Source organism: Roseivirga sp. E12, assembly GCF_017592825.1.
GTDB lineage: Bacteria > Bacteroidota > Bacteroidia > Cytophagales > Cyclobacteriaceae > Roseivirga.
On record NZ_JAGFMD010000003.1, the window covers coordinates 103,687 to 128,031 of the forward strand.

The following is a 24,345-nucleotide window of genomic DNA, read 5'->3' on the forward strand; positions in this document are numbered from 1 at the left end:
GTGACTTATGAAGTTCAATGTCAAGAGAGCTGTCTTCGAGTTTTTGTCAATTGTCATAGCCGTAATTTTGGCCATGTCCTTGACGGAAATGCGGCAGAATTATCTGAATAGACAGCTGGCGGAAAAGTCTTTTTCAAATATTGTAGATGAAATAAGAGAAAATAGAGAGGGGCTTATCAGAGATTCAGCGCGAATAGCCAAAGACCTAGATTTCATCAAGAAATGGATTGAGGATGTGAAGGAGAAAAGGAAGCCAGAAGATTTCTCGGCAGGTTTTTCGCTTTCGTTTCTTAATAAAGCGGCTATGGATGTTGCACAAAACAACCAGTCATTGAACTTTATTTCGAATGAAAGAAATATGGCCATTTCTCAGATCTATGACACGCAAGCCTTTTACCAGGAGCATGGCGCCAAGACATTTGAAATAATGGGAGATATGTCTAGCAGCGTTATAAGCTCAAAACCTGAAGATTTATTGCCTTATGTACTGAGATTTCGTTTTCACTTGGGAGTGGTATTTAATACGGTAAAAGCTTATCTAGTGGAGTCCGAGGACTTTTTGCAAAATGAAGCCCTTATGCCAGCATCTGATTAAGCAAGGCCTTGCCTTCGTCTACTGACATTACTTCGCTGAAGGTGAGTATTAACCTCGTTTTATACTCCTTCATTTTGCTCTTTCTAGGGTGCTGCTGTACAAAAGCTAATATTTTGCCAAATGTTGGCGACTGAAAATATGCTTCATTGTCTGATGGCATGAAGTAACACTTCATGACTTCATTTTTCATTACGACCTTTTCAAAGCCAAGCTGTTCTGCAGACCACCTTAGCCTGACAGTCTCCACCAAGTCTTTAACAGCGTCTGGCATTGGTCCGAACCGATCACTCACATTGATGATAAACTCCTGAAGCCTCTCCTCATCTTTGATACTATCCAGCTTAGAATATAGGCCAAGTCGCTCGGAGATATTTGTAACATATTTATCTGGAATAAGGATTTCCATGTCTGTTTCGATGGTGCAGTCTTGTGCGACCACTTGAGCAGCTTCTTTTGTTAAGTCTTTAGCGAAAAGGTCTTTGAAGTCGTTCTCCTTGAGCTCTTGTACCGCTTCGTCCAAGATCTTGTGATACATATCAAAGCCAAGGTCTGTTATGAAACCACTCTGCTCACCACCCAGTAAGTTTCCAGCACCTCTTATGTCCAAATCGCGCATGGCCACTTTGAAGCCATCACCCAAATCTGAAAACTCTTCCAATGCACTGAGTCGTTTTCTTGCCTCCGATGTAAGCCCTATGGTTGGGGGAGTCAACAGATAACAAAAGGCTTTTCTATTCGAACGCCCAACACGGCCACGCATTTGGTGAAGGTCTGAAAGCCCAAACATATGAGCATGATTGATGATGATCGTATTGGCATTCGGAATATCGAGACCAGACTCAATAATGTTGGTAGAAACCAATACGTCATATTCACCTTCAATAAACTTGACCATTCGCTTTTCTAAAAGGCTACCCTCCATTTGCCCATGGGCAATACCAATTCGAGCGTCCGGGACTAGCTTTAGTATGATATTACCGATCTGCTCAATATCATTAATTCTGTTGTGCACCACGAAAACCTGACCGCCTCTGCGAAGCTCAAAGCTGATGGCATCACGCATGATCACTTCATTGAACGTATGAATTTCGGTAGTTACAGGTTGTCGGTTAGGAGGAGGCGTAGCGATTATGCTCAGGTCACGAGCTCCCATTAATGAAAAGTGAAGCGTCCGTGGAATTGGTGTGGCTGTTAAGGTCAAGACATCAACATCAACTCTAAACTCCTTGAGTTTATCCTTAACCTTAACCCCAAACTTTTGCTCTTCGTCTATGACCAGAAGACCGAGGTCTTTAAACTCTACATCCTTATTGACTATTCTGTGAGTACCAATCAGTATTTCTGTTTTTCCTTCTTTGACACGCGCGAGTGTCTCTTTAATCTGTTTGGTAGTCCTGAATCGATTGATGTATTCTACCCTTAGCGGAAATTTTGCGAGTCTTTCAGAGAAGGTTCTAAAGTGCTGCATGGCCAAAATGGTTGTTGGCACAAGTACTGCCACTTGTTTTCCGTTTACTGCTGCTTTGAAAGCCGCTCGAATGGCTACTTCCGTCTTACCAAAACCCACATCTCCACAGACCAGTCGATCCATAGGGTGTGACAACTCCATATCATTTTTTACATGCTCGGTCGCAGTTGCCTGATCGGGTGTGTCTTCATATAAAAATGAGGACTCAAGTTCGGCTTGCATAAAGCCATCTTGTGCAAAGGCGAAACCAGGCGCATTCTTTCGCTTGGCATACAGGCTGATTAGGTCTTTAGCAATGTCTTTAACTTTACCCTTTACTCGTTTTTTCTTATTCTCCCATTCTTGGCTACCCAATTTGCTCATTGCAGGTGCCACGCCTTCTTTGCCTGTGTATTTTGAAATCTTGTGCAGTGAATGTACACTGACATAGAGCAAGTCATCATCGCGGTAAACTAACCGGATGGATTCTTGAAGCTTACCATTTACCTCTTTCTTTTCCATGCCTGCAAACCTGCCGATGCCATGATCGATGTGTGCAACGTAGTCTCCAGGGTGCAAAGAACGAAGCTCTTTGAGCGTCAGCGCTTTTGACTTGGAATGCTTCGCCTTGCTTTTGTACTTATGAAAGCGGTCAAACAGCTGATGGTCAGTGTAGCAGAGGATTTCGCGATTTTTATCTATAAAACCCTGCCTCAGGCTTATGTTGATGGGCAGAACCTTCAGCGTGGGGTCAAGCTCTAAAAAGATGGTTTCCAACCGACTGATTTGGTTAAGCGAATCAGCTGCAATACAGAGGCTGGTGTTCTTTAGTTGCCATTGACCCAAATTTTCAACGATGACGTCAAAATCTTTGTTGAAAGACTGTTGTGGTTCTACATCAAATTCAAAAGTATAGTCTGATTTGAGGTATGATCGGCTTCCGAATTCAAGTTGTGTATAACCGGCTAAATCGGCTTTGAAAGTTTCTTGTTTTTCGAATAGTTGTTCAGGACTTAAAACGACTTGGGTATCTGTGACAGCGAGTATTTCATCAAAGTTTTCAGTCGCTTTTAGAAAATACTTTTCAATCGTGTCTAAGGTCTGTTGATAATCTTTGAACCAGATTTTAGAATTATTGGGAATAAAGCTCAAAAATGACTGCCTTGTCTCTTCCAAAAGTTTCGTTTGAACATTAGGAATGATGTTAATCTCCTTGATACTTTCCTGGCTTAGCTGTGAAACCGGGTCGAAGGTTCTGATACTATCTATTTCGTTACCAAAGAGCTCTATTCTATAGGGTAAATCGTGAGCATAGGAAAAGACATCCAGTATACCACCACGAACCGAGAACTGGCCCGCTTCATAGACAAAATCAGTTTGCTCAAAGTCATAAGTCTGTAGTAGTTCCGTTAGAAAAGCAACATCTAATGACTCACCTACTTTGGCAGAAAAAGTGTTTGTAGAAAGAGACTTCTTGTTAATAACCTTTTCCGTTAGGGCCTCAGGATAGGTCACAATGAGTTCACCTGTAGAGGCTTTATGGTTAATACGGTTCAGGATTTCGGCTCGCATTAAGATGTTGGCATTTTCCGTCTCATCGAACTGATAAGGCCTCTTATATGATGTTGGGAAGAGAAGTACCTCTTTGTCTCCCAATAGGTTTTGGAGATCATTGTGGAAGTATGCGGCTTCTTCCTTGTCGTGGAGGACGAAAATGTTAGTCTGCCTATTGACTTGATAGGTAGCTGCTGCGACTACGGCATCTAGACTTCCAACCAGACCTTTTAACCTCAGGTAGGTGGTCTCATTCGGTTTTATTCTTTCGGCTATCGCCTGAATGACCGTGTCCTCTTTATAAACCTTTATGAAATCCTTAACCTTCAATTAATCTGTCTGGAATGGCTTGCAAATGTAATATTTTTCGAAGACCCACTTATCAAAGTGAATCTTGCGATTATGAGTTTTTTTTGTTGCTTCACATAACCCTTTCGTTTAAAGAGTTGTTACGATGGACTAATGAAAAGTGCAAAGAACAAATTAGACCTTAAGAAAGAGGCCTTCAAGCGCATTGAAGAGATGCACCCCCATATGGTTTTGCTTTATGTAAGCATGATTGGGAGTGGAATTATCTTTTTGTTTACGGTTGTTGCCTTTACTGTTTCTCGACCGGAGAGCGGTGAGTTTTTAAAAATTGACTTTCCGAAGTCCTTTATTGTAAGCTCATTGGTTATGCTGTGCTCAAGTTTTAGCGTTTCTAAGGTATTGCCTGCTTTTGAGAAGGACGATCTAGATGAGGTTAAAAAGTGGTTGGGCGTTACCCTACTTTTAGGCCTTGTGTTTTCAGCTGCACAGATTACGGGTTGGCGTGAGCTGCAGTCTAACAGCATTTTTTTTAGTGGTCAACGAACCGGTGCGTATTTATACGTTATATCCGGCCTGCATGTGATTCACGTGCTGGGCGTAATGATTTACTTGGTATCCTTGCTGATGGAGTGCCATAAAACATCTAAGGATGTCGTGAAACACCTTCTTTACGCGACCAGCCCATACCAGAAAATCAAGTTTAAAATCCTTACAGACTTCTGGCATTTTACTGATGCAGCGTGGATCGTGCTGTTCTTTTACTTTCTATTTAGCTTTTAGCATAAAAAAAGGCCGCGTGACCAAACGCGACCTTCAAGCAATAGACTTATGAAGAATTGTTTTTGACTTTTGGGCTTGGCCCTTTGTTGGATTAGTTAAACGTAATTTTCTTTATGTCATCCCATCTGATGTATTTCGGATCACCGTTACCAGCGAACACTAGTACACCATCATTATCTTCGTTTACATCTCTAGCATCACCTAACAATAGTTCTGTACCGTTCTTAAGCTCAACTGTAGAGTAATCATAATTTTTAGGAGAGATAGACTTGATATTGCCCATGGCGATAATGTATTCTACATCGTCATCTTTACCCTGAAGCATTTCGAAAGTATACGCTTCGTCTAAGTCGTAGATAATATCTCCACTTAAAGTTTCCCCATCGTTAGTTTCAACAGTGCCAGACAATTTTTTCATGTTAGAAAAGCTGCCGTATGAGATAGCATTTTTAGGCGCGTCTTTGAAAGTCACTTTTTTAAACTCTCTCCAAGGAATATCAACTCTACCAAAATCAGTGGTTACAATAATGCCGCGATTTTCACCATTTACATCATTTGAACCTCTCAAGTACATTTCTCTTCCAGACTGTGTAACAATGTTGCTACCGCCTCTATCTCTTTCTATTGAAGCAAGTTTCCCGAACTCGATTTTCACATCACCATCTCTAGTGTCACCATCAAGAATGTCTTCAGAAAGTCTTTCATCGTGGTCCCACTGAATAAAGCCAGTGTACTCACCGCCATAGAATTCAACAGTTCCGTAAAGTGGATCACCCATTTTTTCTCTTAGGTTGCCAGGAGTTTCCATGAATTCGATCATTTCGACTCTACTCCACCTGAAAGAGGTTTTTCCTAGTTCGTCATCCATGATGTGGATTTCTGTGTTAAAATCGTTAGAGCCATCTTCTATATAGACTGTCTCACCGTTTCTAAGCGTCAGCTTAACTTCAGACCTTCTTTGAATCTCCAGCTTGGCGATATCACCAAAGCGTGCTTGAAACTCATGCGTTGTTTCGTAATCACTGTTCCAACTGATGTTCCATCCGTTCCAACGGTTACCTCTTCTTCTGTCATCCCTAAGGTCGTTACGTTCGTCACGGCTTAGGTAGCGATAGTTTTCATTGTCTTCTTTGTTGCCATTGAATATATCCGTCCAAATGGCTTCTTCTTTGCCCCAGCGAATTTGGCCCGTATAAGAATCGCCATCAATGGTAGTAAGCTTACCATAAATCAAAGCTTCTTCTTGTGCATTTACTGTGAAAGAGCTGATTAAGGCTAAAGTGGCGATCAAAGTGGTTTTCAATTTTGAGTTCATGACCTTTTTATGTTTTAGTTGTTGTTTCTTTTCGATGATACAAATATGTGATGACCTACTGACTCCTGAAATGAGTCTGGGTTATACTGGGGGATTTTCGAACTGAAACGGGAAGGCCTAATACCGAATCCGACTGTCTGATTCAGCCTATTGGTCTAGCCACTTTTTAAAAGCAGGCGTTTTTTCACTACTAACCACTATGTCCTCATCGATATGAGGGTTAAGGCCAAGCTTAACCCTGCCTTTGAAATAAGGGTGGATATCTGTGACAGAATCAAAGTGCACGAAGAACTTTCGGTTTACCCGATAGAATTGCTTCGGGTCTAGTAGTGATTCTAACTCCTCTAGAGTAGGGTCAATAGGTAGTTTTTGGCCCTCAAAAGTCATGAGATAAGATAGTTTGTCCTGTGAGTAGAAGTAGGCAATCTTTTCAACAGGAATCGCTCTTATGCGCTGGCCGAGCTTCACCAAGAACCTCGATTTATACTCTTTAGTCGCCCCGCTGATCACCGCTCTGATTTCATCCATGTCAATCGGGGTACTAGCGCCTTGTTGCTGGGCCTTTTGCTCAAACTTATCCAGTGCATTGGATAGCTTTTCCTTTTGGATGGGTTTCAAGAGATAGTCAATACTATTTACTTCAAATGCCTTAATGGCATATTCATCGTAAGCAGTGGTGAAAATGACAGGTGTTTTGATTTCCACCTGATCAAATATTTCAAAGCTTGATCCATCCAATAGCTGAATATCGCTTATGATGAGGTCTGGGTGTTCATTGTTTTGAAGCCAAAGCACTGCCGCTTCTACAGACTTCATAGAAGTAAGCACATCTGCCTCAGGTTTGATGCTTTTGACCAATTGGATCAATCGATCTGAGGCCAATTTTTCATCTTCGAAAACAACTACTTTCATATTACTCGCTCTCTAAGTCGATTAGAGGAATTTTGACGATAAAGTTGTCAGGGTTTTTAAATACTTGAACTTCTCTGTCTGTAAAATAAGAATATCTTTTTTGAATATTGTCAAGTCCGGTTTTACCACTGTTGCGTTTTTCCACTCGTTTTTCCTGAAGCTCATTTTTGACCGATAGATATCCATTCTGACAGGAGATATGGATTTTCAATGGCCTGATTTCCGAAATGATATTATGCTTGATGGCGTTTTCTATTAGCATCTGTAAGGTAAGCGGAGGTAGATATAAAGTATGCGATTTGCTCTCAATATCAATGAAGGTCTGAATCGTATCCTCAAACCGGATTTCCAATAGGTATAGGTATGATGCAATAAACCTAAGCTCTTCATTCAAAGTGACTAACTCTTCCTTACTGCTTTTCAATATGTTTCTATAAACATCTGCAAACTTCTCTAGGTAGGTTTGGGACAACTCTGTGTCCACACTAATAAGCGAAGAAAGAATGTTCAGGTTGTTGAAGAGAAAATGCGGGTCCAAATGATTTTTGAGTGTTGTGAGCTCCGCTCGAATGGTTTCTTTTTGGAAGGTTTCAGAATTTACCTGTGCTGTTTTCCAGTTGCTCAAAAACTGAATACCAAAGTTGAGCGAAATAGTGGGCAATAGAATCAGTATACCCAATACGTTCATGGAAAGAATCTGAGTCACGTCAGGTGGGTCGGTAGTTAGGCCGAATTTTAGAATCAAGTAACTAATATTGATTATCAGCAGAGACAGGAATATACCAATACCCAATTGCCAATAAAACCGCCTATTACCGTATTCCAGCCAGGGTAATTTCTTATCAAGCCTCCTTGTCAAAAAGTGATTAGAAACCCAAACAAGGGCAAGTGTGATGACTAACCAACCTGCAGTTAGGTAAAGCTCTTTGTCCGCATTCGTCAGATAAAGCGTCAAAAAAACAGCCCCGACCAATACGAGGCTTATGGTAAGTTGTATCTTAAACTTCTTGGAAAGTGCCACTGCTACAATTTAATCAAAAATGATCTCATCGATCTTTGACCATCTGATATATTCTGGGTCTCCAGATTTGGAAACAAAGACAAGCACCCCGGCATTATCGCTACTCACATCACGATGATCTCCTAGTAATAGTCTTTCACCGTTTTTCATCTCTACCATAGAGTAGTTAGAGTTTTTTGGAATGATGCTTTTGATGTTTCTGAACGGTATTTGGTATTCTACTCTGTCATCATTGGCATCTAGGATTTCGAACTCCCAGGCTTCGTCTAAGTCGAAAGCTACAAGGCCCTTAAACTCATCTCCGTCAATGGTGACCACGGTGGCATTAATTCCTTTTGAAACAGGAAAATCATTATAGTCCATGCTTGTGCTTTCGTCATCATCTATCTCTAAATCGACAAAATCACGCCAGCCCACTTTTACTAGGCCATAATCTGGGTCGTAGACAACCACGCCTCTGTTTTCTTGATTCACGTCATTACTGCCAGTTAGGAAAAGTGTTCTACCAGAACGGAGCGTTAGGTCAACGCCATTTCTGTTTTTTGCAATTTTCTGAATACTTCGAAACGGTATCTTTTTATCGCCATCGCGATCTTTGCCGTCAAGAATATCCGTCATAAGCCTCTCATCATTATCCCAAGCGATGAGACCCTTGAAGGTTCCTTTTCTTCCTGCATCGACAACGCCATAAATAGGCTTGCCGAAAATTTCGTCAAAACCATCAGGCGCAGCCATAAATTCCACTTTATCAATCCTGCTCCAAGACAACTTAATCTCTCCAAGCTCAAAATCCATTACTACGATGGTTGCTCCAAAGTCTTCACTATTACTACCTGTGATTTCGAGAGCCACATTGTTCTTTAAGGTAACCTTGGCCCGGTCTCTTCTTAGCGGTTCAATAGATTTGATATCTCCGAACCGGGCTTTGAATTCGTGTTGTGTTCTAGAGAATTTGTCTTCCCATATACTGAGCACACCTAAATCAAGAGATAACCATGAATCACTCTCTTCCCTGCCACTAAGTTCTTTGATTTCTGACTTCGAGAGGAAGCTCATGAAGTCATTAGATGTCTTTGTACCGTTAAAAAGTTCTACCCAGAATAACTCCGCCTTTTGCGAATTACTCCCGCCCCATCTTATTGCTCCGGTATATTTATCCCCACTTACGGTTGTTACTTTACCATATATGGCTACATTTTTTTGGGCCTTGGATTCATTGGCAATGATTAACAAGCCTATGCCTATTCCTACAAACAGCAATATCCGTCTTATCATGGTTTGACTTATTTGATTCTGTTTTTGCATACTACAAACGTAGCAGCAGAGTTGTCTAATTTGAAGCGGATCAGGCCAGACTAGGGCTTTCATATTTCTGAATCGGGAAAATTAACGACTGAGTTTTTAGTTAATCAGGAAAGGCACTTGCGTCAATTCCAGGGATAATGCGCAAAGCATTCTTATAGTATATGCTTTTCAGTACCTCATCCGATAGGCCCAAGCCATACATTCTCCAGAAAGCATGATATCGCTTGTAATACGGAAAGTACTCGTCTTCTGACTCCAACACTCTAAAGTAAGTCGGGTATTCATCAGGGTTGTATGCGTCCTTGCCAAAGAGTACGCGTGTTTGATACTTTTCTAAAAACGCCTTCGCAAACCTTGGCTGCCTACCCAGCTCAGCAATTACTGCACCGATCTCTACCATCATATTTGGCATCTCGTCTAGTAACTCAGCCAAATGGTTAAGATCATTGGCATACCAGCCCATGTGAGCAGCGATAAAGGTAGTATTGGAGTGCTTTTTAAATACATTATGCTGCTCCTCTATCATGGTAGTCCAGGGAGCAGGGTCGTCATTTTCTCTTTTGCGCCTTGGGCGAGTCTTTAATTCAAGCCAGCGTTCATTGTTGGCATCAAAAGGCTCCCAAAACTGCTTGGGATCGGCTGTATGAATTAAAACGGGTATTCCAAGTTCCCCACATTTAGCCCATAATGGATCTAATCGAGCGTCATCTACGGCCACACGGTTGCCATCTTTATCTTTAACAGAAAAACCGAGGCTCTTGAAGATCTTTAGTCCTCTAGCGCCCTGATTGTAGTCTCTTTCTAACTGAGCGGCAGCTCTCGGCCCCCAGTCATCGTCAATATTATTGAAATTGGCATTTGCGAAAATGATGAATCGTTGAGGTTGGTTGTCTTTAATGTTTTTGATGGCATCTACCACAGCTTTTCCGCTACCACCAGATAGGTTGACCATAAGCCCCATATTGAGGCCATCCATTTCAGAAGCAAGTTTATTAAGGTCTCGCTCTCCCATACGCCACTGATGACTATGGACATCTATAAATGGGAATTTGGCGTTTGAAATCGGGTTTTCAGGAACTACTAGTGTTGATGGCGGATCATATTCTTCAAAAGTGATTTGAGCCATCAGTGATTGCTGGGCAATCAAGAAACAGCCGATAATTAATAGATGGTGTCTTTTCATAATCAGTAGCGTTTGAGGAATTAATCGTATTTGATTCCACAATGTTTTTTAAGCGGGATTAAGGATGTAATTTATTCGACCAAAAGCATTTAAACATGGAGATTTCTTTAAAAGGAAAAGTAGTCTTGGTTACTGGAGGCTCTCGAGGAATTGGGAAAGCGATCTGTGAGGGCCTGGCAGGAGCCAATGCCACCGTTGCAGTTCATTATAACTCAAGTCAAGAAATTGCCGAAGCCTTATGCCAGAGCCTTGGGAATGGAGCTAAGCCGTTTCAAGCAAGCTTGGAACAAGCCTCATCAACTATATCATTGTTTGAACAAGTAATTAATCATTACGGAAGAATAGACGTGCTGATAAATAATGCGGGAATAGCTATATCATCTGATATTGGAGTGGACGATACAGATTGGTTGGCTGATTGGGAGAAAACTTTTGCCGTGAATACACGTGCCACAGGCTTATTGTGTAAAAAGGCCATAGAACACTTCGGCCCCAATGGAGGAGGCAGAATAATAAATATTTCCTCGCGTGCTGCCTTTAGGGGAGATACTATGGACTATCTGGCCTATGGGGCCTCAAAGGGAGCGATACCATCATTGACCAGATCTATAGCACGTCATTGTGGAAAACAGAATATAAAGGCATTCAATATTGCGCCAGGTTTTGTGCGAACGGATATGGCCCAAGATTTTATGGATCAATATGGTGAGTCTTTTGCATTAGATGATATAGCTCTTACTGAATTGACAGAACCTAAGAACCTAGCACCTATGGTTGTGTTATTGGCTAGCGGCTTGGCAGACCATGCCACCGGTACTACTATTGATATTAACGCAGGGAGCTATGTGCACTAGATGGGTATAGTGACAGTTGCGGTGAAGATGCCATCTTCATCTGTACTCTTAAAATTGAACCCTTGCTTTTCTGCCAGTTTTCCACAAATCCAAAGACCTAGTTTATTGCCGCTATTTCTTTGCTTCTTGAAGTCTACTTGATTTATAATAGTAAGCTCTATTGATTCGTTAAGGACATTTTGACTAATTCCAATGGGTTTTGAGTTGCTGCCGTACATAGCGGCATTTTGAATCAAATTGACAAGTATACTTTCCATTTTGGACTTGTCACCATTGACTTCAGCTTTTGAGAGTGGGCCTATGTTTAAACTGATGTCGAATGCATTTTCAGCAATCAGGGGGTTCATTTTTTCTAGAACATCGTAGAGGAGGTCATCTAAGCGAAATTGTGTTTTGTGAATAGTTAGAGTATCGGCCTTGAGTTGACTCATTAGGAGGAAGTCCTCAACCAAGTGACTAAGCCTGATGACTTCATTTCTAAAACTCTCAAAGGACTTTTTATCTGATTTGAGATCAGCATCAGCTATCTTCAAATCAAGTTCAGAGAGCATATTGGCCAATGGGGTTCTCAACTCGTGAGATGCAGAGGCAAAAAACTGCCCTTGATCTTTAATAGATGTCTCTATCCTCTCAATCATTTCATTTATAGTTTTAGATAGGTCTGTTAACTCATCGTGAGCACCTGAGACAGGGAGTCGATCCATTGTTTCGGAGGCCTTTATACCCTGAGCTTTTGATATGAGGGATTTAATGGGCTTAAGCACAAGACCAGATATAAGAATTACTGTAACGCAGGCTATTAGGGCTGCAATGAGGTAATTGTAGAGTAGAGACTTTTTAATGGACTCAATCTGAGCATATAATGCTACATTTTTTGATGCGGCCACAAGGTTTGTTTTGGATAAGTGATCGGCAGAGGAATATCTCTCAATTATGCAGAAGGTGAAGTCATCAATTTCCAGCACTGCTGGTGGTTCTAGGTTACTGACGTATGATTCTGGAAGAAGAAGGTTGACGCTCTGCTGAAAGCTCGAGGGAAAATTACCTCTATCAGATGTCATATGGCTCTCATCAAGGGAGCTGTTCCAAACTTGATACGCGTATACGTCTTGATTTAGGGTAGGGACACTATCGCTGGTGATCTGATCCAGAATTCTTTGTGTCTGCACAGTGAGCTTTTCATGGTGAGCCGTGACAAGGCTTTTTCTTACCGTTTGAAAGGAGTTTACATTAAAAATGGTCGTGATGACCATAAATACCACAAAGAATGATGCAGCAATTTTGAATTGAATGCTTCGAAAGAACTTCAAATACCTCAATTTTTTATTAATTCTCCTGCGATTAAATATCCTTCACCAACCTTTGTTTCAATAAGCTTTCGATCAAATGCTTGGTCGATCTTTTTTCTGAGCTGATGCATATGCACCTCAATAACGTTGGTACCCATGTCGAAATTTATCTTCCAGATTTTTTCCGTTATCTCAGCTTTGGAGATAGGTCTATTCGTATTATTTAATAGTAACTCAAGTATTGAAAATTCTCTTTTGCTTAATTCTATGCTGTCGCCAGCCCGAGACACTTCACGTTTAATTAAGTCCATTTCAAGATCTTCTATCCTTAAGAGTGAAACTCTGTCTGACCCAAATTTTCTTTGAACATTTCTGATACGTGCTTTCAGTTCCTCGAAGTCAAAAGGTTTTTTGACATAGTCTACCGCTCCCAGATCAAGCCCTTTAATAACGTGCTCACTTTCGGCTAGTGCACTCATAAAGATTACTGGAGTGTCAATTTCCGAACTTCGAAGCTCTTTTAGCAGGTCAAAACCATTCTTATCGGGAAGCATAATATCCAGTAAAATTAAATCGAATTTTTCGGCTGTCACCTGAGCTATTCCTTCAAACGCATTTGAGGCCACACTGATAGAATGTCCGGCTTTTTCTAATCCGTTTTTTACCAAGACGGCTAGCTTTGCTTCGTCTTCAATAAGCAATATCCTCATCAGAGCATTTCGAATGGTTTCTAATCAAACTTAAGAATCAAGAACCGAAATTAGCCTTACTAAAGATTAATGTTTCTTAATTTGAAGGCATGAAAACAAGATGTAGCTGGTGCGAAGGTTCTTTTGAAGATTATATCAAATATCATGACGAGGAATGGGGTGTTCCTGTCCATGATGATAGAATCCATTTTGAGTTTTTAATTCTTGAAGGGGCACAAGCAGGCTTGAATTGGTCGACAATTTTAAAGAAGAGAGCAGGTTATCGAAGGGTGTTTTCGGGTTTTGACCCAGAGATAGTGGCCAATTACAGCGAGGCAGAAATGGAGCAAATACTATTGGACTCAGCGATTATTAGAAATCGACTTAAGGTAAAAAGTGCTGTGACCAATGCGCAGAACTTTCTTAAGGTTCAAGAAGAGTTTGGCTCTTTCGACAAATACATTTGGTCATTCGTTGATGGTAAGCCCATTGTGAACCAATGGGAGTCAATGGCTGAGGTTCCGGCAACAACAGCAGAATCTGATAAAATGAGTAAAGACCTAGAGAAAAGGGGCTTTAAGTTTGTCGGGAGTACCATAATGTATGCCTATATGCAGGCCTGTGGTCTAGTCAATGATCATGTCAAAGACTGTTTCCGGTATAAGGAGGTCTAATTTTTTATGCTTAATACCACCTTCTTACGGGGAATTTCGATTGCCCACATGCCCACCATCACCGTATCTGAATACATGGGTGTAGTGTAGTAAAGCATTCTGCCATCATCTAGTTTTTGAACATTAGGTTCAGACCTTAAATCATTTTCTCGGTTGTACCGATAAGCTTCAAAAACCTGGAGTGGTTTGCCGCTAAGGTCTCCTGGATCATCGAAGAAGTATCTATGTTTTTGATAGACAGAATCAGTACCAAAGTCAGTGTTAATTACGTGGGTTTCAGTATTAGGCTGAGGAATAACATCAATGGAAAAGTCTTTTGAGATTATGTTACCAATTTCCATTGCCCTCTCAATGATCTCTGCCTCAGAAACCACTTTGATCTCGCGGTCTTCCATTTCTTCACGTGCTTGAGTGGTATCTATCTTTTGGTCTCCACATGAAATGGTGATGAGTGGAAGTACAATAAGAATCAACAGCTTTTTCATTCTTCGTTTTTATGGAATGGTATACAAATGTATAAGGGATTGCTATTGTTTTTTAATTTTGGAGACTAAACCGATTCGGAATGATTGAAAAACTTGTAGCCATTAAGGACAGATTTGAAGAAGTAGGCCAACTGCTTGTACAGCCAGATGCCATGTCCGATATGAAAGCCTATTCTAAACTGAGCAAGGAGTACAAGGATTTAGAGAAAATCGTAAAGGTTTATGACGAGTATCAAAATGTCATTGACAACATTGCTTCTGCCAAAGAGGTGCTTCAAACTGAAAAGGATGAAGAGTTTCGAGAAATGGCTAAAATGGAACTCGATGAACTGGTACCAAGAGAAGAAACACTTGAGGCGGAAATCAAAGTATTACTGATTCCAAAAGATCCAGATGATCAGAAAGATGTGATTATGGAGATTCGTGCTGGTGCTGGCGGTGATGAAGCTGCAATTTTCGCTGGAGACCTCTATAGGATGTACGATCGGTTTATAGAAACTAAAGGTTGGAGCAAAGAATTAATCAGTTTGAGTGAGGCATCTTCTGGCGGCTTCAAAGAAATTGTCTTTGGGGTTTCAGGCGATGATGTCTATGGTTCCTTAAAGTTTGAGTCTGGTGTACACCGAGTTCAACGTGTACCAGTAACAGAGTCCCAAGGCAGAGTTCATACCTCTGCTGCATCTGTAGCGGTCCTTCCTGAAGTGGACGAGGTCGACTTCGAGCTCAATATGAAGGATGTTAAAAAAGACACCTATCGTAGCTCAGGAGCGGGTGGTCAGCACGTAAACAAGACTGAATCAGCAGTTCGGCTTACGCACTTGCCAACCAATACCGTGGTAGAGTGTCAGGATGGTCGTTCTCAGCACAAAAATTATGATAAGGCGCTGCAGGTACTTCGTTCTCGGCTTTATGAAAAGGAACTGAAGAAACAGCAAGATGAAATTGCAAGCGACCGAAAGTCATTGGTGGGCAGTGGTGATCGCTCGGACAAAATCAGGACCTACAACTATCCACAAGGAAGAGTGACTGATCACCGTATAAGTTACTCAGTGCATAACCTTCCAACCGTTATGGATGGCCAACTTGCAGATTTTATTGAGAATCTTCGTATAGCCGAAAACGCAGACAAGCTTCAAGACGGAAGCTTGGAATGAAGTACTTTCAAAAAGAGCTTACACTGAGGCCTCACCCTAGGGGTTTTCATTTGATTACCCGGGACATTGTATCCATTTTACCAGAGTTAGATCAGATCCACCAGGGGTTGCTACACGTCCATATTAAACATACTTCTGCGAGCCTGACCATCAACGAAAATGCCGACCCTACGGTCAGAGAAGACTTCGAAACACACTTTAACCTTCTAGTTTCAGAAGAAGAAAATCATTACCAGCATACCTTTGAAGGACCCGATGATATGACTTCTCATATCAAAGCGTCCTTACTAGGTTCCTCTGTGACAATCCCTGTCACCAATGGTCGTTTAAATCTGGGTACTTGGCAAGGCGTATACTTATGCGAGCACCGAAACCAAGGTGGCAGTCGTCATTTGGTACTTACCTTACACGGGACCTAAGAAAGTATTTGATCAACGATAGCATCAAGTTTATCCTGATTGGCAGCAACGTATTGCAGGCCAGCCTGATGCAATGCTTTTAGGTTCTGTTCCGAAACATCATCCATTTGAGAATTAGCTTCTCCAAGACCGGGTTGAATCCTATGGTAATAATCCCCACTGTCAGTGGCATTGAAGATTTGCCCCAGTTGATAGTCCACGGTTTCTGAGTTACCAGACATCATAATATCAATCACTGGTTTTATCCATCCGATTGCACCCCATTTCTTGGCCTTGTCGTAATGATAACTCTCCTTGACTGTACCTGTACCAATCGATAAGATCATCATGTCTTTGGCCGAAGGGAAAGGAGTATCCGTTGGAGTGTCTAATTTGCTAAAGTCTAGGGTCCTAGCCTCCGAATAAGCGCAGAGTGCAGGATTGTTTGCAAAAACACCACCATCAACTAGTGTAGAAATAGTACCGTTTTCAGAGCTAATATGAGCTGGCTCGAAGTAGGTAGGAGCGGCCGAAGTTGCCCGTGTGATATCTCTCACCTTGTAATTTCTGACAGGGTTGTCGACACCGTCAAGCTTGTTGAAAAAAACCGTTTTGCGGTTGGTAATGTCGTATGAGGTTATGATACAGGGCCTTCTCAAATCTGCGATCCAGTGGTCGCCAAAGTATTGATCAAGTTCTTTTTCGATGGTATCGGCAGAATATTTTGCTCCTGCGATACCGTCAAGCGTTTTAACCTTTTGCCAAAAGCTTCTGCTAAAAATGTCAGGCCCAGTTTTCAGGTAGATATTCAACGCGAATTCAGTGGAGTATTTAGACTTACCACTCTCATCTGGTACCAAGTAGGTACAGGTAAGAATGCCACCTGTACTTGTACCCGCTATGAGGTCAAAGTGATCAGCGAGTTGAGAGTTTTCCTGTCCTGGGCGTTTTTGGATTTCGGTTTCGATGTAGTGGAGAATGGTTCCTGGAATGATTCCGCGAATTCCACCACCATCAATTGATAAAATCTTGATCTTTTTGTCCATAGTTTTCTGTATGTGTTTGAATGCCAATAAGGTTGACATATTAAATTACAGAAAATACGGTAAATGGAAAGCTCTTAAGGTTGGTAATCTGATGCTTCCAATTCAAAGAGCTTATTGACGGAGGTGTTAAAGATTTCTGAAATCTTGAGCGATAACACGGTTGATGGAGTGTATTTCCCTCTTTCTATGGCATTGATGCTCTGTCTAGAAACTCCAACCATTTGTGCCAGCTGCTCTTGAGTAATCTTTCTTCTCTTACGTTCTTCCTTTAAAATACTCTTCATCCTTATGGAACTTTTGGACACACGAAAATAGAGCTAAATGCGATGCTTCTTTGGGTATGTGGGGTTAACTTTTTATTACATTTTATACCCTAATTATACTTTATTGTTACAGTGCTGTTAAAAAACTGTGAAGCACTACTCAACATTTGAGATTTGCTCTATCTTTGTGGCCTAAATAGTAAGAACTATGTTGTTTGATCCACCAATTGCTTCTGGCGCAAATACGTTTCTTTGGATTGTTGTAATCCTAATAGGTTTTGTAGGTGCACTAAGCCAGCACGATGCCATTTTCAAGGGCAAAAAGAAGAAGGAAGAGCATTAATCAAATGCGTTTGACTAGCCTGTAATAGTCAAACATTGTTATCCTGAAAGCTTCTCTCGACTTGTCTGAGTCAAGGAAAGGAATCCAAGTATCGTTTATCTGAATCTTAAAGCTGCAGCCCAGCTGTAATCGATGGTATACTTTGTCTGCGAAGGCAACTTGAGCTGCTTTGTTTCCAGGTCTAAAAACGATTTTACCTCTCTCCGCTCCCAATTCCCACTGAACGGCTAGTTCACCCTGAGTACCAATTAATTCGTTTGGCTCTAATAGCAAGTATGCTTCATCATATCTCCAGTTGTCAACTATAGCCAGATTGATTACTGGAACGTCCGTTGAAAGTTCTCTTTGCTTATGGCGATAGACATCGAGCTTTGCAGCCTCCATCACCTCAAGCTCATAATAAATCTTCCTCACATTTTTGAAGAACAGTCTGGACGCATCATCCGTGGCAAAGACAATTTTGTCTTGATCGACCTTAGTCTGCTTATCAGGGTTGCAGCCTGTGGTGAGTAATATTGCGACACATAAAGCAAAGCCTCTGCTCATAATGTACTAACCCAATGTCATTGAGGTTGTTTGAGTTTGGAGGCTGTCTCTCGGATCAGTTGCCAGGCATTTTCCACATGGTAGGCTTCTAGGTTAGTATTACCAAATGAAAGCCTCAAAGTGAACTGATCATAAAGCTTGGTCTGGGTAAAAAAGAGCTTACCTGATTTGTTGATACTTGTCATAATCTGCTCGTTAATTTGATCAAGCTGGTCTTCTGGGCCGGAAGTAAACCTAAAACAGACAGTGTTTAACGGTACAGGAGCCATTAGTTCGAAATCAGGATGTGCTATGATCTCATTAGCCAACCATTTTCCGAGGGTAATATGTTTTCTAATGGTTGATTGAATCCCTTCTACACCCATTTCTCGGATAACAAACCACAGTTTTAAGGCCCGGAACCTTCGGCCTAAGGGAATTCCCCAATCCCGATAGTTTTTGACTTCGCCATCGACAGAGGTTTTCAAATAGTCAGGGGTGATCGTAAAAGTATTGACCAGTGCAACGGGATCTTTCACATAATAAGCCGTACAATCGAAATTTGTGAACATCCATTTGTGTGGGTTAAAAACGAATGAGTCAGCTTCTTCAACACCCTCTGACATCCATCGCATTTCTGGAAGTACCAATGCCGTGCCGGCATAAGCGGCATCTACATGATGCCAAACCTTATGTGTCTGGCAAATCTTGCTGATTGCGGCAATGGGGTCAATCGCAGTAGTACTTGTGGTGCCGATTGCTGAAACCACACATATAGGAGTAAATCCTTTCGCAATGTCTTCTTCAATGGTGTTGGATAATACTTCTGCCCTCATGGCAAAATTCTCATCAACTGCTATCGGTCTGAATTGGGCAGCTCCAATACCCGCGATTTTCACTGCCTTTTCAATGGAAGAGTGGATCTCTGATGAGGCATAGACGGTGAATTTCTGTTCTTGGAAACCCTTTTCGTTCACCGCATATCCTGTAGCTCGTTCCCTTGCAGTAAGTATGGCACAAAGTGTTGCCGTGGAGGCCGTATCTTGAATTACACCGGTGAATGACTTGGATAAACCGAGCATATCACGTACCCAATTCATCACACTTTCTTCTAGTTCAGCTGCAGCTGGAGAGGTTAGCCAAATCATGCATTGCGAACCCAAAGTGCTCATGAGCATTTCGGCCAGAACAGAGGCTTTGCTCTTATTGGCTGGAAAGTAGGCCATAAAGTTCGGACTTTCCCAATGGGTAATTCCGGGCATAATGACATCCTTGAAGTCTTTAAAGATGGCCTCAAAAGACTCTGGTGTCTTTGGAGCTTCTGTGGGGATTTGCTTAAAAATGTCGCCCGGTTGGATGTCAGGCAAGACAGGGTAGTCTTCTACATTCTCGAAATAGTCAGCCATCCAGTCGACTAATTCATGGGCATGCTTTCGGAAGTCTTTGGTGTTCATGGGCATTTTTTAGAAAGCCCAATTTAAGAAACTAAAGCTGAGATATCAGTCTCTCATAATAGGTTTGGCTGATAGGAATGATTTCATCTTTTAAATGAACTTGATGCTTTTCCACCTTTGTGATTTCAGTCCTGTTTACAACGTATGAGCGATGTACTTTGAGGAAAGTATCGTTAGGCAGCAACTCTTCTGCCTCAGACATTTTCATGCGGCAAAGAATCTTTTGGTCCACTGTATAGAACCCAACATAGTTTCCATCACCTTTGATGTACCTTAGACGAGCTTTGTCAATTCGAATGTGTTCATAGCCACTTTTGAGAAATAGATGGTCTTTACTCTCTTCCGAAGTCAAGTCAGCCACCTTGTTTACTGCCTTTAAAAATCGCCCGAAGTCAAAAGGCTTTAGTAGATAATCAGCCGCCTCTAGTTCATAACTCTCAACGGCATATTCAGAATAGGCTGTAGTAAAAATTACATTAGGCTTCGTGGTGAGGCTTTTTAAAAACTCTAAGCCCGAGATGTCTGGCATGTTGATGTCTAAAAAAACCAAATCAACCTTGTTTGCATTGAGATGGCTAAGTGCATCGAAGGCATTGGTAAAAGAAGCTTGCAAGCTTAGGTACGGAATTCGTGCTGCGTGATTCTCAATAACCTTGAGCGCTACAGGCTCATCATCTATGGCAATGGCTTTGATCATGACAATGTTATTTTGATGATGGCTTCAAACTGCTCTTCGCTTTCTATTAGAAGGAAAAGGTGTTTGTTAGGATAAAGAATTTTCAGACGCTGCCTAACATTCTCTAGCCCAATACCGCTTTCTTCAGAGTTGCCTCCAATTTTTTGATGCATACTGTTTTTAATGTTAAGGTGTACTTCATCGTTTTGACATTTCAATGCTAAGTTAATCCAAGAGTATTTTTCTAAACTTATGCCATGTTTAAACGCATTTTCAATCATTGGAATTAAAAGCATGGGAGCAATCTCACCCTTGCAACGATCACTAATATTAATCTCTAATTGAATATTTTCCCTATCTGCTATTCGTAGCGTTTGAAAATCTATGTAGTCATTGATGTATTTGATTTCTCGCTCTAAAGGAATGTGTTCAACTGTATTTTCTTGCAACATAAAGCGCATCATATCACTCAGCTTCTGAATGCCTTCTGCCGCTTTTGGGCTTTGCTCTTCTAGCGCCAAACCATATACGGTATTGAGAGAATTGAATAGAAAGTGTGGGTTGATTTGAGATTTGAGTAAAGAGAGTTCCGTTTTCTTTACTTCTAGGCCTTTTCGCAGACCTTGATCAGACTTCACGTTTGATAGGTTGAATCGAAAGGCTAAAAAGCTTACGAATGCTGGAATAGGGGATAGAAATAGAAATGAATTAATTGCTATTCTCCAGCCGGATAAAAGCCATAGATCTCCAAAACCTATGCTATGACTATATTTGAACACAACAATTCCAACCAAACCAATAGATGGCAATAGGAAATGTGTGGCCTTGGCTCCAAGACTTCTTAGGTGCACCTTTGACTCGATGAGGAATGTGGAGGTGAAAACGTAAGATGAAAATGTCATTAATACGGCTATTAATGCTGCTGTTGGTGTAAAAGTTAGCAGCAGACCTGATAGACCCCCAAACGCCCGTGTTGCCAAAACAAGGGAAAGGACGAAATAGATAAGTCCTAAACTGAGCCAAAATGACCAGTTTATCCGTGTGGTTTGATTTTTCTGTTGTCGAATGAAGTCTTCTACGCTCAGCAGAACCGTTGCAATACCAAAAGCATGCATTGTCCCGAGGACATTGCTTATAATCAAGTGTTCAAACATTGATATTGAGGAAGCGGCAACTTTTCCACTAAAAGGGGATAGAAAGAGTGCTGGATTAATGGCTCTGCCTATATAGGCCATGATCACTCCAATAATAATAGAGATGACCATTGTTGTTGGAAAAGCTAATGACCATTTTTTCTGAATAGTGAGTTGAGGGAATAGGGACTTATAGGCATAGATTATGACCCCAATGTAAACTAAGTAGTTAACTATTTTTTGAATCAAAAAGTTGGTATGATGGTCTACGGCTAGTGCCTTATCTCCAAAAGCATTTAATGAGTTTAATATTACTTGTTGGCCGACAGAACCTGCGAAAAAATAGAGTTTCTGACCAAGGAATATCAGTATTATGAATAGATATGTAAATCGAATCAGTTTAATGTGTTTCATGCTCCAATCATAACACTCGGTTCACCAGTCAACAATTAAATGTGACCAAGTACCACAAGAATGTGATGGAATATAAAAATCGGTTGCACCCGAAACTAGAAATGATCAATTTGTCTTAAAATTAAAGACAATGACTTCTCCTTTTCATTTAGCATTTCCTATTAAGGATATCGAATCAACGCGAGAGTTCTACGGGGGACTTTTAGGTTGCGAAATTGGCCGCTCTACGGACAAGTGGATCGACTTTAACTTCTTTGGCAACCAACTCAGTGCACATGTAAAACCAGAGGAGCTTGTCGCTGCACACACAAATGCTGTGGATGGAAAGAATGTACCGGTTAGGCACTTTGGGGCTGTTTTGGAATGGGACCAATGGCATGGATTGGCAGATAAACTCAAAGAAGTAAGTACGGACTTTATTATCGAGCCTTATATTCGGTTCGAAGGGGAAGTGGGCGAACAGGCAACTATGTTTTTTCTAGACCCTAGCGGAAATGCATTAGAATTTAAGTCGTTTAGAGACCCATCTCAAATGTTTGCCAAATGAGAAAGCCCATTTTGTTCCTGCTAATACTATGCTTACCTCTCTTTGGTCATGCACAGGTAGACTTTTTGTTAAAACCAGATAGAGTGTTCGATGGAGTGACCATGCACGATAATTGGGTGGTGGCTGTAAAAGGAAATGAAATTACCTATGCGGGGCCAGACAGAAATATAAAGGCAGGAGAGTCGATAAAACTCAAGGGTATGACTTTAATGCCAGGCTTAATTGAAGGTCACTCTCACATTTTACTACACCCTTACAACGAAACCTCTTGGAACGATCAGGTACTTAAAGAATCTTGGGCTGAAAGATCAGCCCGGGCCGTGAATCATTTAAGGGCATCACTGATGGCTGGTGTAACCACTATGCGAGATCTAGGCTCTGAAGGTGCAGGTTACACAGATGTTGGCATGAAGCAGGCCGTGCAAAAAGGAGTAATTCCTGGACCTAGACTTCTGGTAGCCGGTAAAGCAATTGTTGCAACAGGAAGTTACGGCCCTAAAGGCTTTCATGAGGGCGTACAAGTGCCATTAGGCGCAGAAACGGCAGATGGATTTGATGACTTGATCAAAGTGACTAGAGACCAAATTGGGCACGGAGCTGACTTTATAAAGGTATATGCTGATTATCGCTGGGGACCTAATAGAACTGCTGAGGCTACTTTTACAGTGGCCGAACTCAAAACCATAGTAGAGATTGCCGAGAGTAGCGGACGTTATGTCGTTGCTCATGCCTCTTCCCCTGAAGGTATGCGCAGGGCGATAGAAGCTGGAGTTGAAACCATAGAACATGGAGATGGCGGAACTCCTGAATTATTCGCATTAATGGCTAAGGAGGGGATTGGTTTTTGTCCTACACTAGCAGCAGGTGACGCTATAACACAATATGGTGGCTGGAATAAAGATGTTGATCCGGAACCAACCAGAATTGTGAATAAGAGAAAGTCTTTCAAAATGGCTCTTGATGCAGGAGTCAAGATAGTTTTTGGAGGAGATGTTGGCGTATTTACACATGGTGATAACGTTAGGGAACTGGAGATGATGGTTGGCTATGGGATGAGCAGCCAAGCGTCATTGGAATCAGCTACATCTCTTAATGCTGACATGTTCCACTTAGATCGTCTAGGACAAATAAAGGAAGGGTTTTTGGCTGATATCATTGTGGTTGAAGGGAACCCCTTGAACGACATCTCTAATTTGAGAAAAGTGAACCTGGTGATGAAGAATGGAGTGATTTACAAAAGAAATTGATATGAAGAAAGTTTACTTTTTAGGCTTAATAGTGTTCTTGTCGGCTTGTGGAGTTGAAAAGGATTCGAAAGAAGTTGTGCAGACAAGTTTAGAAATTCACAAACCAGAGAATGCTCCGACAAAAGTCTTGAATGTTGGTTTTTTGGCGATTAATGGAGTTTACAACTCTGAACTGATGGCGCCTTACGATATTTTTCAACACACAATCTTTCACACTGACCCGGGCATGAAAACATTTATTGTTTCACCAACCCTCGAACCTATTGTCACTTTCGAGGGCATTACTGTTACTCCGCACTATAGCTTCGAGAATGTGCCAGAGATTGATGTTTTAGTAGTTCCGAGTGCGGAGCACAATATGGATTCTGATCTGGAGGATGAAGTCTTGATCTCGTTTGTCAAAGAGAAAGGCGCAAAAGCCCAGTTTGTAATGTCATTATGTGATGGTGCGTTTATCCTAGCTCAAGCAGGGCTTTTGGACAATGTGAAGTGCACGACTTTTCCGAGCGATATAGCTAAAATGAGAAAGCGTTTCCCTGATCTGGACATTTATGAAGATGTGAGCTTTGTTCATGACGGAAAGGCGATTACCTCATCTGGAGGGGCTAAATCATATGATCCTGCTCTATATCTGGTCGAGTATCTCTATGGAAAGCAAAAGGCCAAAGGGGTAGCAAAGGGCTTGGTGATTGATTGGAAGGTTGGAGAGATTAAGAGCATTTTGCCTTAATGG

General features: G+C 41.5%; 25 protein-coding genes. 10 read left to right on the top strand and 15 right to left on the bottom strand.

Translation table 11 applies throughout. The features are described 5' to 3' along the window. Window positions 1-7 precede the first annotated feature (7 nt). Window positions 8-595, top strand: coding sequence for a hypothetical protein (locus J4E76_RS09925; RefSeq protein ID WP_208503688.1), 588 nt, complete (start codon window positions 8-10; stop codon window positions 593-595). On the opposite strand, the gene mfd is transcribed toward J4E76_RS09925, so the two are convergent. After that, the gene (gene mfd, locus J4E76_RS09930; protein WP_208503690.1) at window positions 576-3,926 is read right to left on the bottom strand and encodes a transcription-repair coupling factor; all 3,351 of its coding nucleotides are present in this window, start codon (window positions 3,924-3,926) and stop codon (window positions 576-578) included. The two genes, J4E76_RS09925 and mfd, sit on opposite strands and share 20 nt — an antisense overlap. A 132-nt stretch (window positions 3,927-4,058) precedes the next feature. Here mfd and J4E76_RS09935 point away from each other — a divergent pair, with 132 nt between their 5' ends. Beyond that, on the top strand, window positions 4,059-4,685 hold the full coding sequence (locus J4E76_RS09935; protein ID WP_208503691.1) for a cytochrome c oxidase subunit 3: 627 nt from the start codon (window positions 4,059-4,061) through the stop codon (window positions 4,683-4,685). A gap of 91 nt (window positions 4,686-4,776) precedes the next feature. Here the strand turns inward: J4E76_RS09935 and J4E76_RS09940 are convergent, their stop codons facing one another. The 5 genes from J4E76_RS09940 to J4E76_RS09960 all read right to left on the bottom strand — a co-directional run bounded on the left by J4E76_RS09940 (window position 4,777) and on the right by J4E76_RS09960 (window position 10,364). Further along, window positions 4,777-6,000, bottom strand: coding sequence for a hypothetical protein (locus J4E76_RS09940; RefSeq protein ID WP_208503694.1), 1,224 nt, complete (start codon window positions 5,998-6,000; stop codon window positions 4,777-4,779). A gap of 147 nt (window positions 6,001-6,147) precedes the next feature. Beyond that, window positions 6,148-6,912 carry a LytTR family DNA-binding domain-containing protein gene (locus J4E76_RS09945; protein ID WP_208503695.1) on the bottom strand — a complete coding sequence of 255 codons (765 nt, stop codon included), beginning with the start codon at window positions 6,910-6,912 and terminating at the stop codon, window positions 6,148-6,150. 1 nt (window position 6,913) lies between these two features. Next, window positions 6,914-7,933 carry a histidine kinase gene (locus tag J4E76_RS09950; protein WP_208503700.1) on the bottom strand — a complete coding sequence of 340 codons (1,020 nt, stop codon included), beginning with the start codon at window positions 7,931-7,933 and terminating at the stop codon, window positions 6,914-6,916. Window positions 7,934-7,942: 9 nt separating this feature from the next. After that, window positions 7,943-9,208: a hypothetical protein gene (locus J4E76_RS09955; protein WP_208503701.1), complete on the bottom strand. Its 1,266-nt coding sequence runs from the start codon at window positions 9,206-9,208 to the stop codon at window positions 7,943-7,945. 130 nt (window positions 9,209-9,338) lie between these two features. Next, window positions 9,339-10,364 carry an amidohydrolase family protein gene (locus tag J4E76_RS09960; RefSeq protein ID WP_236017397.1) on the bottom strand — a complete coding sequence of 342 codons (1,026 nt, stop codon included), beginning with the start codon at window positions 10,362-10,364 and terminating at the stop codon, window positions 9,339-9,341. 152 nt (window positions 10,365-10,516) lie between these two features. Between J4E76_RS09960 and J4E76_RS09965 the strand changes: the two genes are divergently transcribed. Beyond that, window positions 10,517-11,275 (top strand): SDR family NAD(P)-dependent oxidoreductase, encoded by a 759-nt coding sequence (locus J4E76_RS09965; protein WP_208503705.1) that lies wholly within the window; start codon window positions 10,517-10,519, stop codon window positions 11,273-11,275. On the opposite strand, the gene J4E76_RS09970 is transcribed toward J4E76_RS09965, so the two are convergent. Together J4E76_RS09970 and J4E76_RS09975 are read right to left on the bottom strand one after the other, a co-directional pair. Then, the gene (locus tag J4E76_RS09970; RefSeq protein ID WP_208503707.1) at window positions 11,272-12,585 is read right to left on the bottom strand and encodes a HAMP domain-containing sensor histidine kinase; all 1,314 of its coding nucleotides are present in this window, start codon (window positions 12,583-12,585) and stop codon (window positions 11,272-11,274) included. The genes J4E76_RS09965 and J4E76_RS09970 overlap by 4 nt on opposite strands. A gap of 5 nt (window positions 12,586-12,590) precedes the next feature. Next, window positions 12,591-13,274, bottom strand: coding sequence for a response regulator transcription factor (locus tag J4E76_RS09975; protein ID WP_208503709.1), 684 nt, complete (start codon window positions 13,272-13,274; stop codon window positions 12,591-12,593). Between the two features lie 89 nt (window positions 13,275-13,363). Here J4E76_RS09975 and J4E76_RS09980 point away from each other — a divergent pair, with 89 nt between their 5' ends. Beyond that, window positions 13,364-13,927, top strand: coding sequence for a DNA-3-methyladenine glycosylase I (locus J4E76_RS09980; protein ID WP_208503711.1), 564 nt, complete (start codon window positions 13,364-13,366; stop codon window positions 13,925-13,927). Here J4E76_RS09980 and J4E76_RS09985 read toward each other — a convergent pair. Further along, window positions 13,924-14,412, bottom strand: coding sequence for a hypothetical protein (locus J4E76_RS09985; RefSeq protein ID WP_208503713.1), 489 nt, complete (start codon window positions 14,410-14,412; stop codon window positions 13,924-13,926). The genes J4E76_RS09980 and J4E76_RS09985 overlap by 4 nt on opposite strands. Before the next feature lie 80 nt (window positions 14,413-14,492). On the opposite strand from J4E76_RS09985, the gene prfA reads away from it, so the two are divergent. Together prfA and J4E76_RS09995 are read left to right on the top strand one after the other, a co-directional pair. Then, window positions 14,493-15,566, top strand: coding sequence for a peptide chain release factor 1 (gene prfA / locus J4E76_RS09990; RefSeq protein ID WP_208503715.1), 1,074 nt, complete (start codon window positions 14,493-14,495; stop codon window positions 15,564-15,566). Continuing rightward, entirely contained in the window at window positions 15,563-15,985 is a 423-nt protein-coding gene (locus tag J4E76_RS09995; RefSeq protein WP_208503717.1) for a secondary thiamine-phosphate synthase enzyme YjbQ, read from the top strand. The genes prfA and J4E76_RS09995 overlap by 4 nt, the downstream gene beginning before the upstream one ends. On the opposite strand, the gene J4E76_RS10000 is transcribed toward J4E76_RS09995, so the two are convergent. Both J4E76_RS10000 and J4E76_RS10005 read right to left on the bottom strand, forming a co-directional pair. Beyond that, a complete protein-coding gene (locus J4E76_RS10000; protein ID WP_208503720.1) occupies window positions 15,982-17,010 on the bottom strand; it encodes a patatin-like phospholipase family protein in 1,029 nt (342 codons plus the stop codon). The two genes, J4E76_RS09995 and J4E76_RS10000, sit on opposite strands and share 4 nt — an antisense overlap. Window positions 17,011-17,084: 74 nt before the next feature. Beyond that, window positions 17,085-17,294, bottom strand: coding sequence for a helix-turn-helix transcriptional regulator (locus tag J4E76_RS10005; RefSeq protein ID WP_208503722.1), 210 nt, complete (start codon window positions 17,292-17,294; stop codon window positions 17,085-17,087). A 187-nt stretch (window positions 17,295-17,481) separates the two neighbouring features. On the opposite strand from J4E76_RS10005, the gene J4E76_RS21040 reads away from it, so the two are divergent. Then, entirely contained in the window at window positions 17,482-17,616 is a 135-nt protein-coding gene (locus J4E76_RS21040) for a hypothetical protein (protein WP_255552052.1), read from the top strand. Here J4E76_RS21040 and J4E76_RS10010 read toward each other — a convergent pair whose 3' ends face one another. The 4 genes from J4E76_RS10010 to J4E76_RS10025 are packed head-to-tail and all read right to left on the bottom strand — an operon-like array spanning window position 17,617 to window position 21,818. Then, complete coding sequence (locus J4E76_RS10010) at window positions 17,617-18,162, bottom strand: hypothetical protein (protein WP_208503724.1); 546 nt, start codon at window positions 18,160-18,162, stop codon at window positions 17,617-17,619. A gap of 17 nt (window positions 18,163-18,179) precedes the next feature. Beyond that, entirely contained in the window at window positions 18,180-19,595 is a 1,416-nt protein-coding gene (locus J4E76_RS10015) for a pyridoxal-dependent decarboxylase (RefSeq protein ID WP_208503725.1), read from the bottom strand. A 31-nt stretch (window positions 19,596-19,626) separates the two neighbouring features. Further along, window positions 19,627-20,292: a LytTR family DNA-binding domain-containing protein gene (locus J4E76_RS10020; RefSeq protein ID WP_208503727.1), complete on the bottom strand. Its 666-nt coding sequence runs from the start codon at window positions 20,290-20,292 to the stop codon at window positions 19,627-19,629. After that, window positions 20,289-21,818 (bottom strand): sensor histidine kinase, encoded by a 1,530-nt coding sequence (locus tag J4E76_RS10025; RefSeq protein WP_208503730.1) that lies wholly within the window; start codon window positions 21,816-21,818, stop codon window positions 20,289-20,291. Before J4E76_RS10025 ends, J4E76_RS10020 begins: the two co-directional genes overlap by 4 nt. Before the next feature lie 130 nt (window positions 21,819-21,948). Between J4E76_RS10025 and J4E76_RS10030 the strand changes: the two genes are divergently transcribed. The 3 genes from J4E76_RS10030 to J4E76_RS10040 are packed head-to-tail and all read left to right on the top strand — an operon-like array spanning window position 21,949 to window position 24,342. Continuing rightward, complete coding sequence (locus tag J4E76_RS10030; protein WP_208503731.1) at window positions 21,949-22,365, top strand: VOC family protein; 417 nt, start codon at window positions 21,949-21,951, stop codon at window positions 22,363-22,365. Continuing rightward, entirely contained in the window at window positions 22,362-23,612 is a 1,251-nt protein-coding gene (locus J4E76_RS10035) for an amidohydrolase family protein (protein WP_208503733.1), read from the top strand. The genes J4E76_RS10030 and J4E76_RS10035 overlap by 4 nt, the downstream gene beginning before the upstream one ends. Before the next feature lies 1 nt (window position 23,613). Then, entirely contained in the window at window positions 23,614-24,342 is a 729-nt protein-coding gene (locus tag J4E76_RS10040; protein WP_208503735.1) for a DJ-1/PfpI family protein, read from the top strand. Window positions 24,343-24,345: the final 3 nt, after the last annotated feature.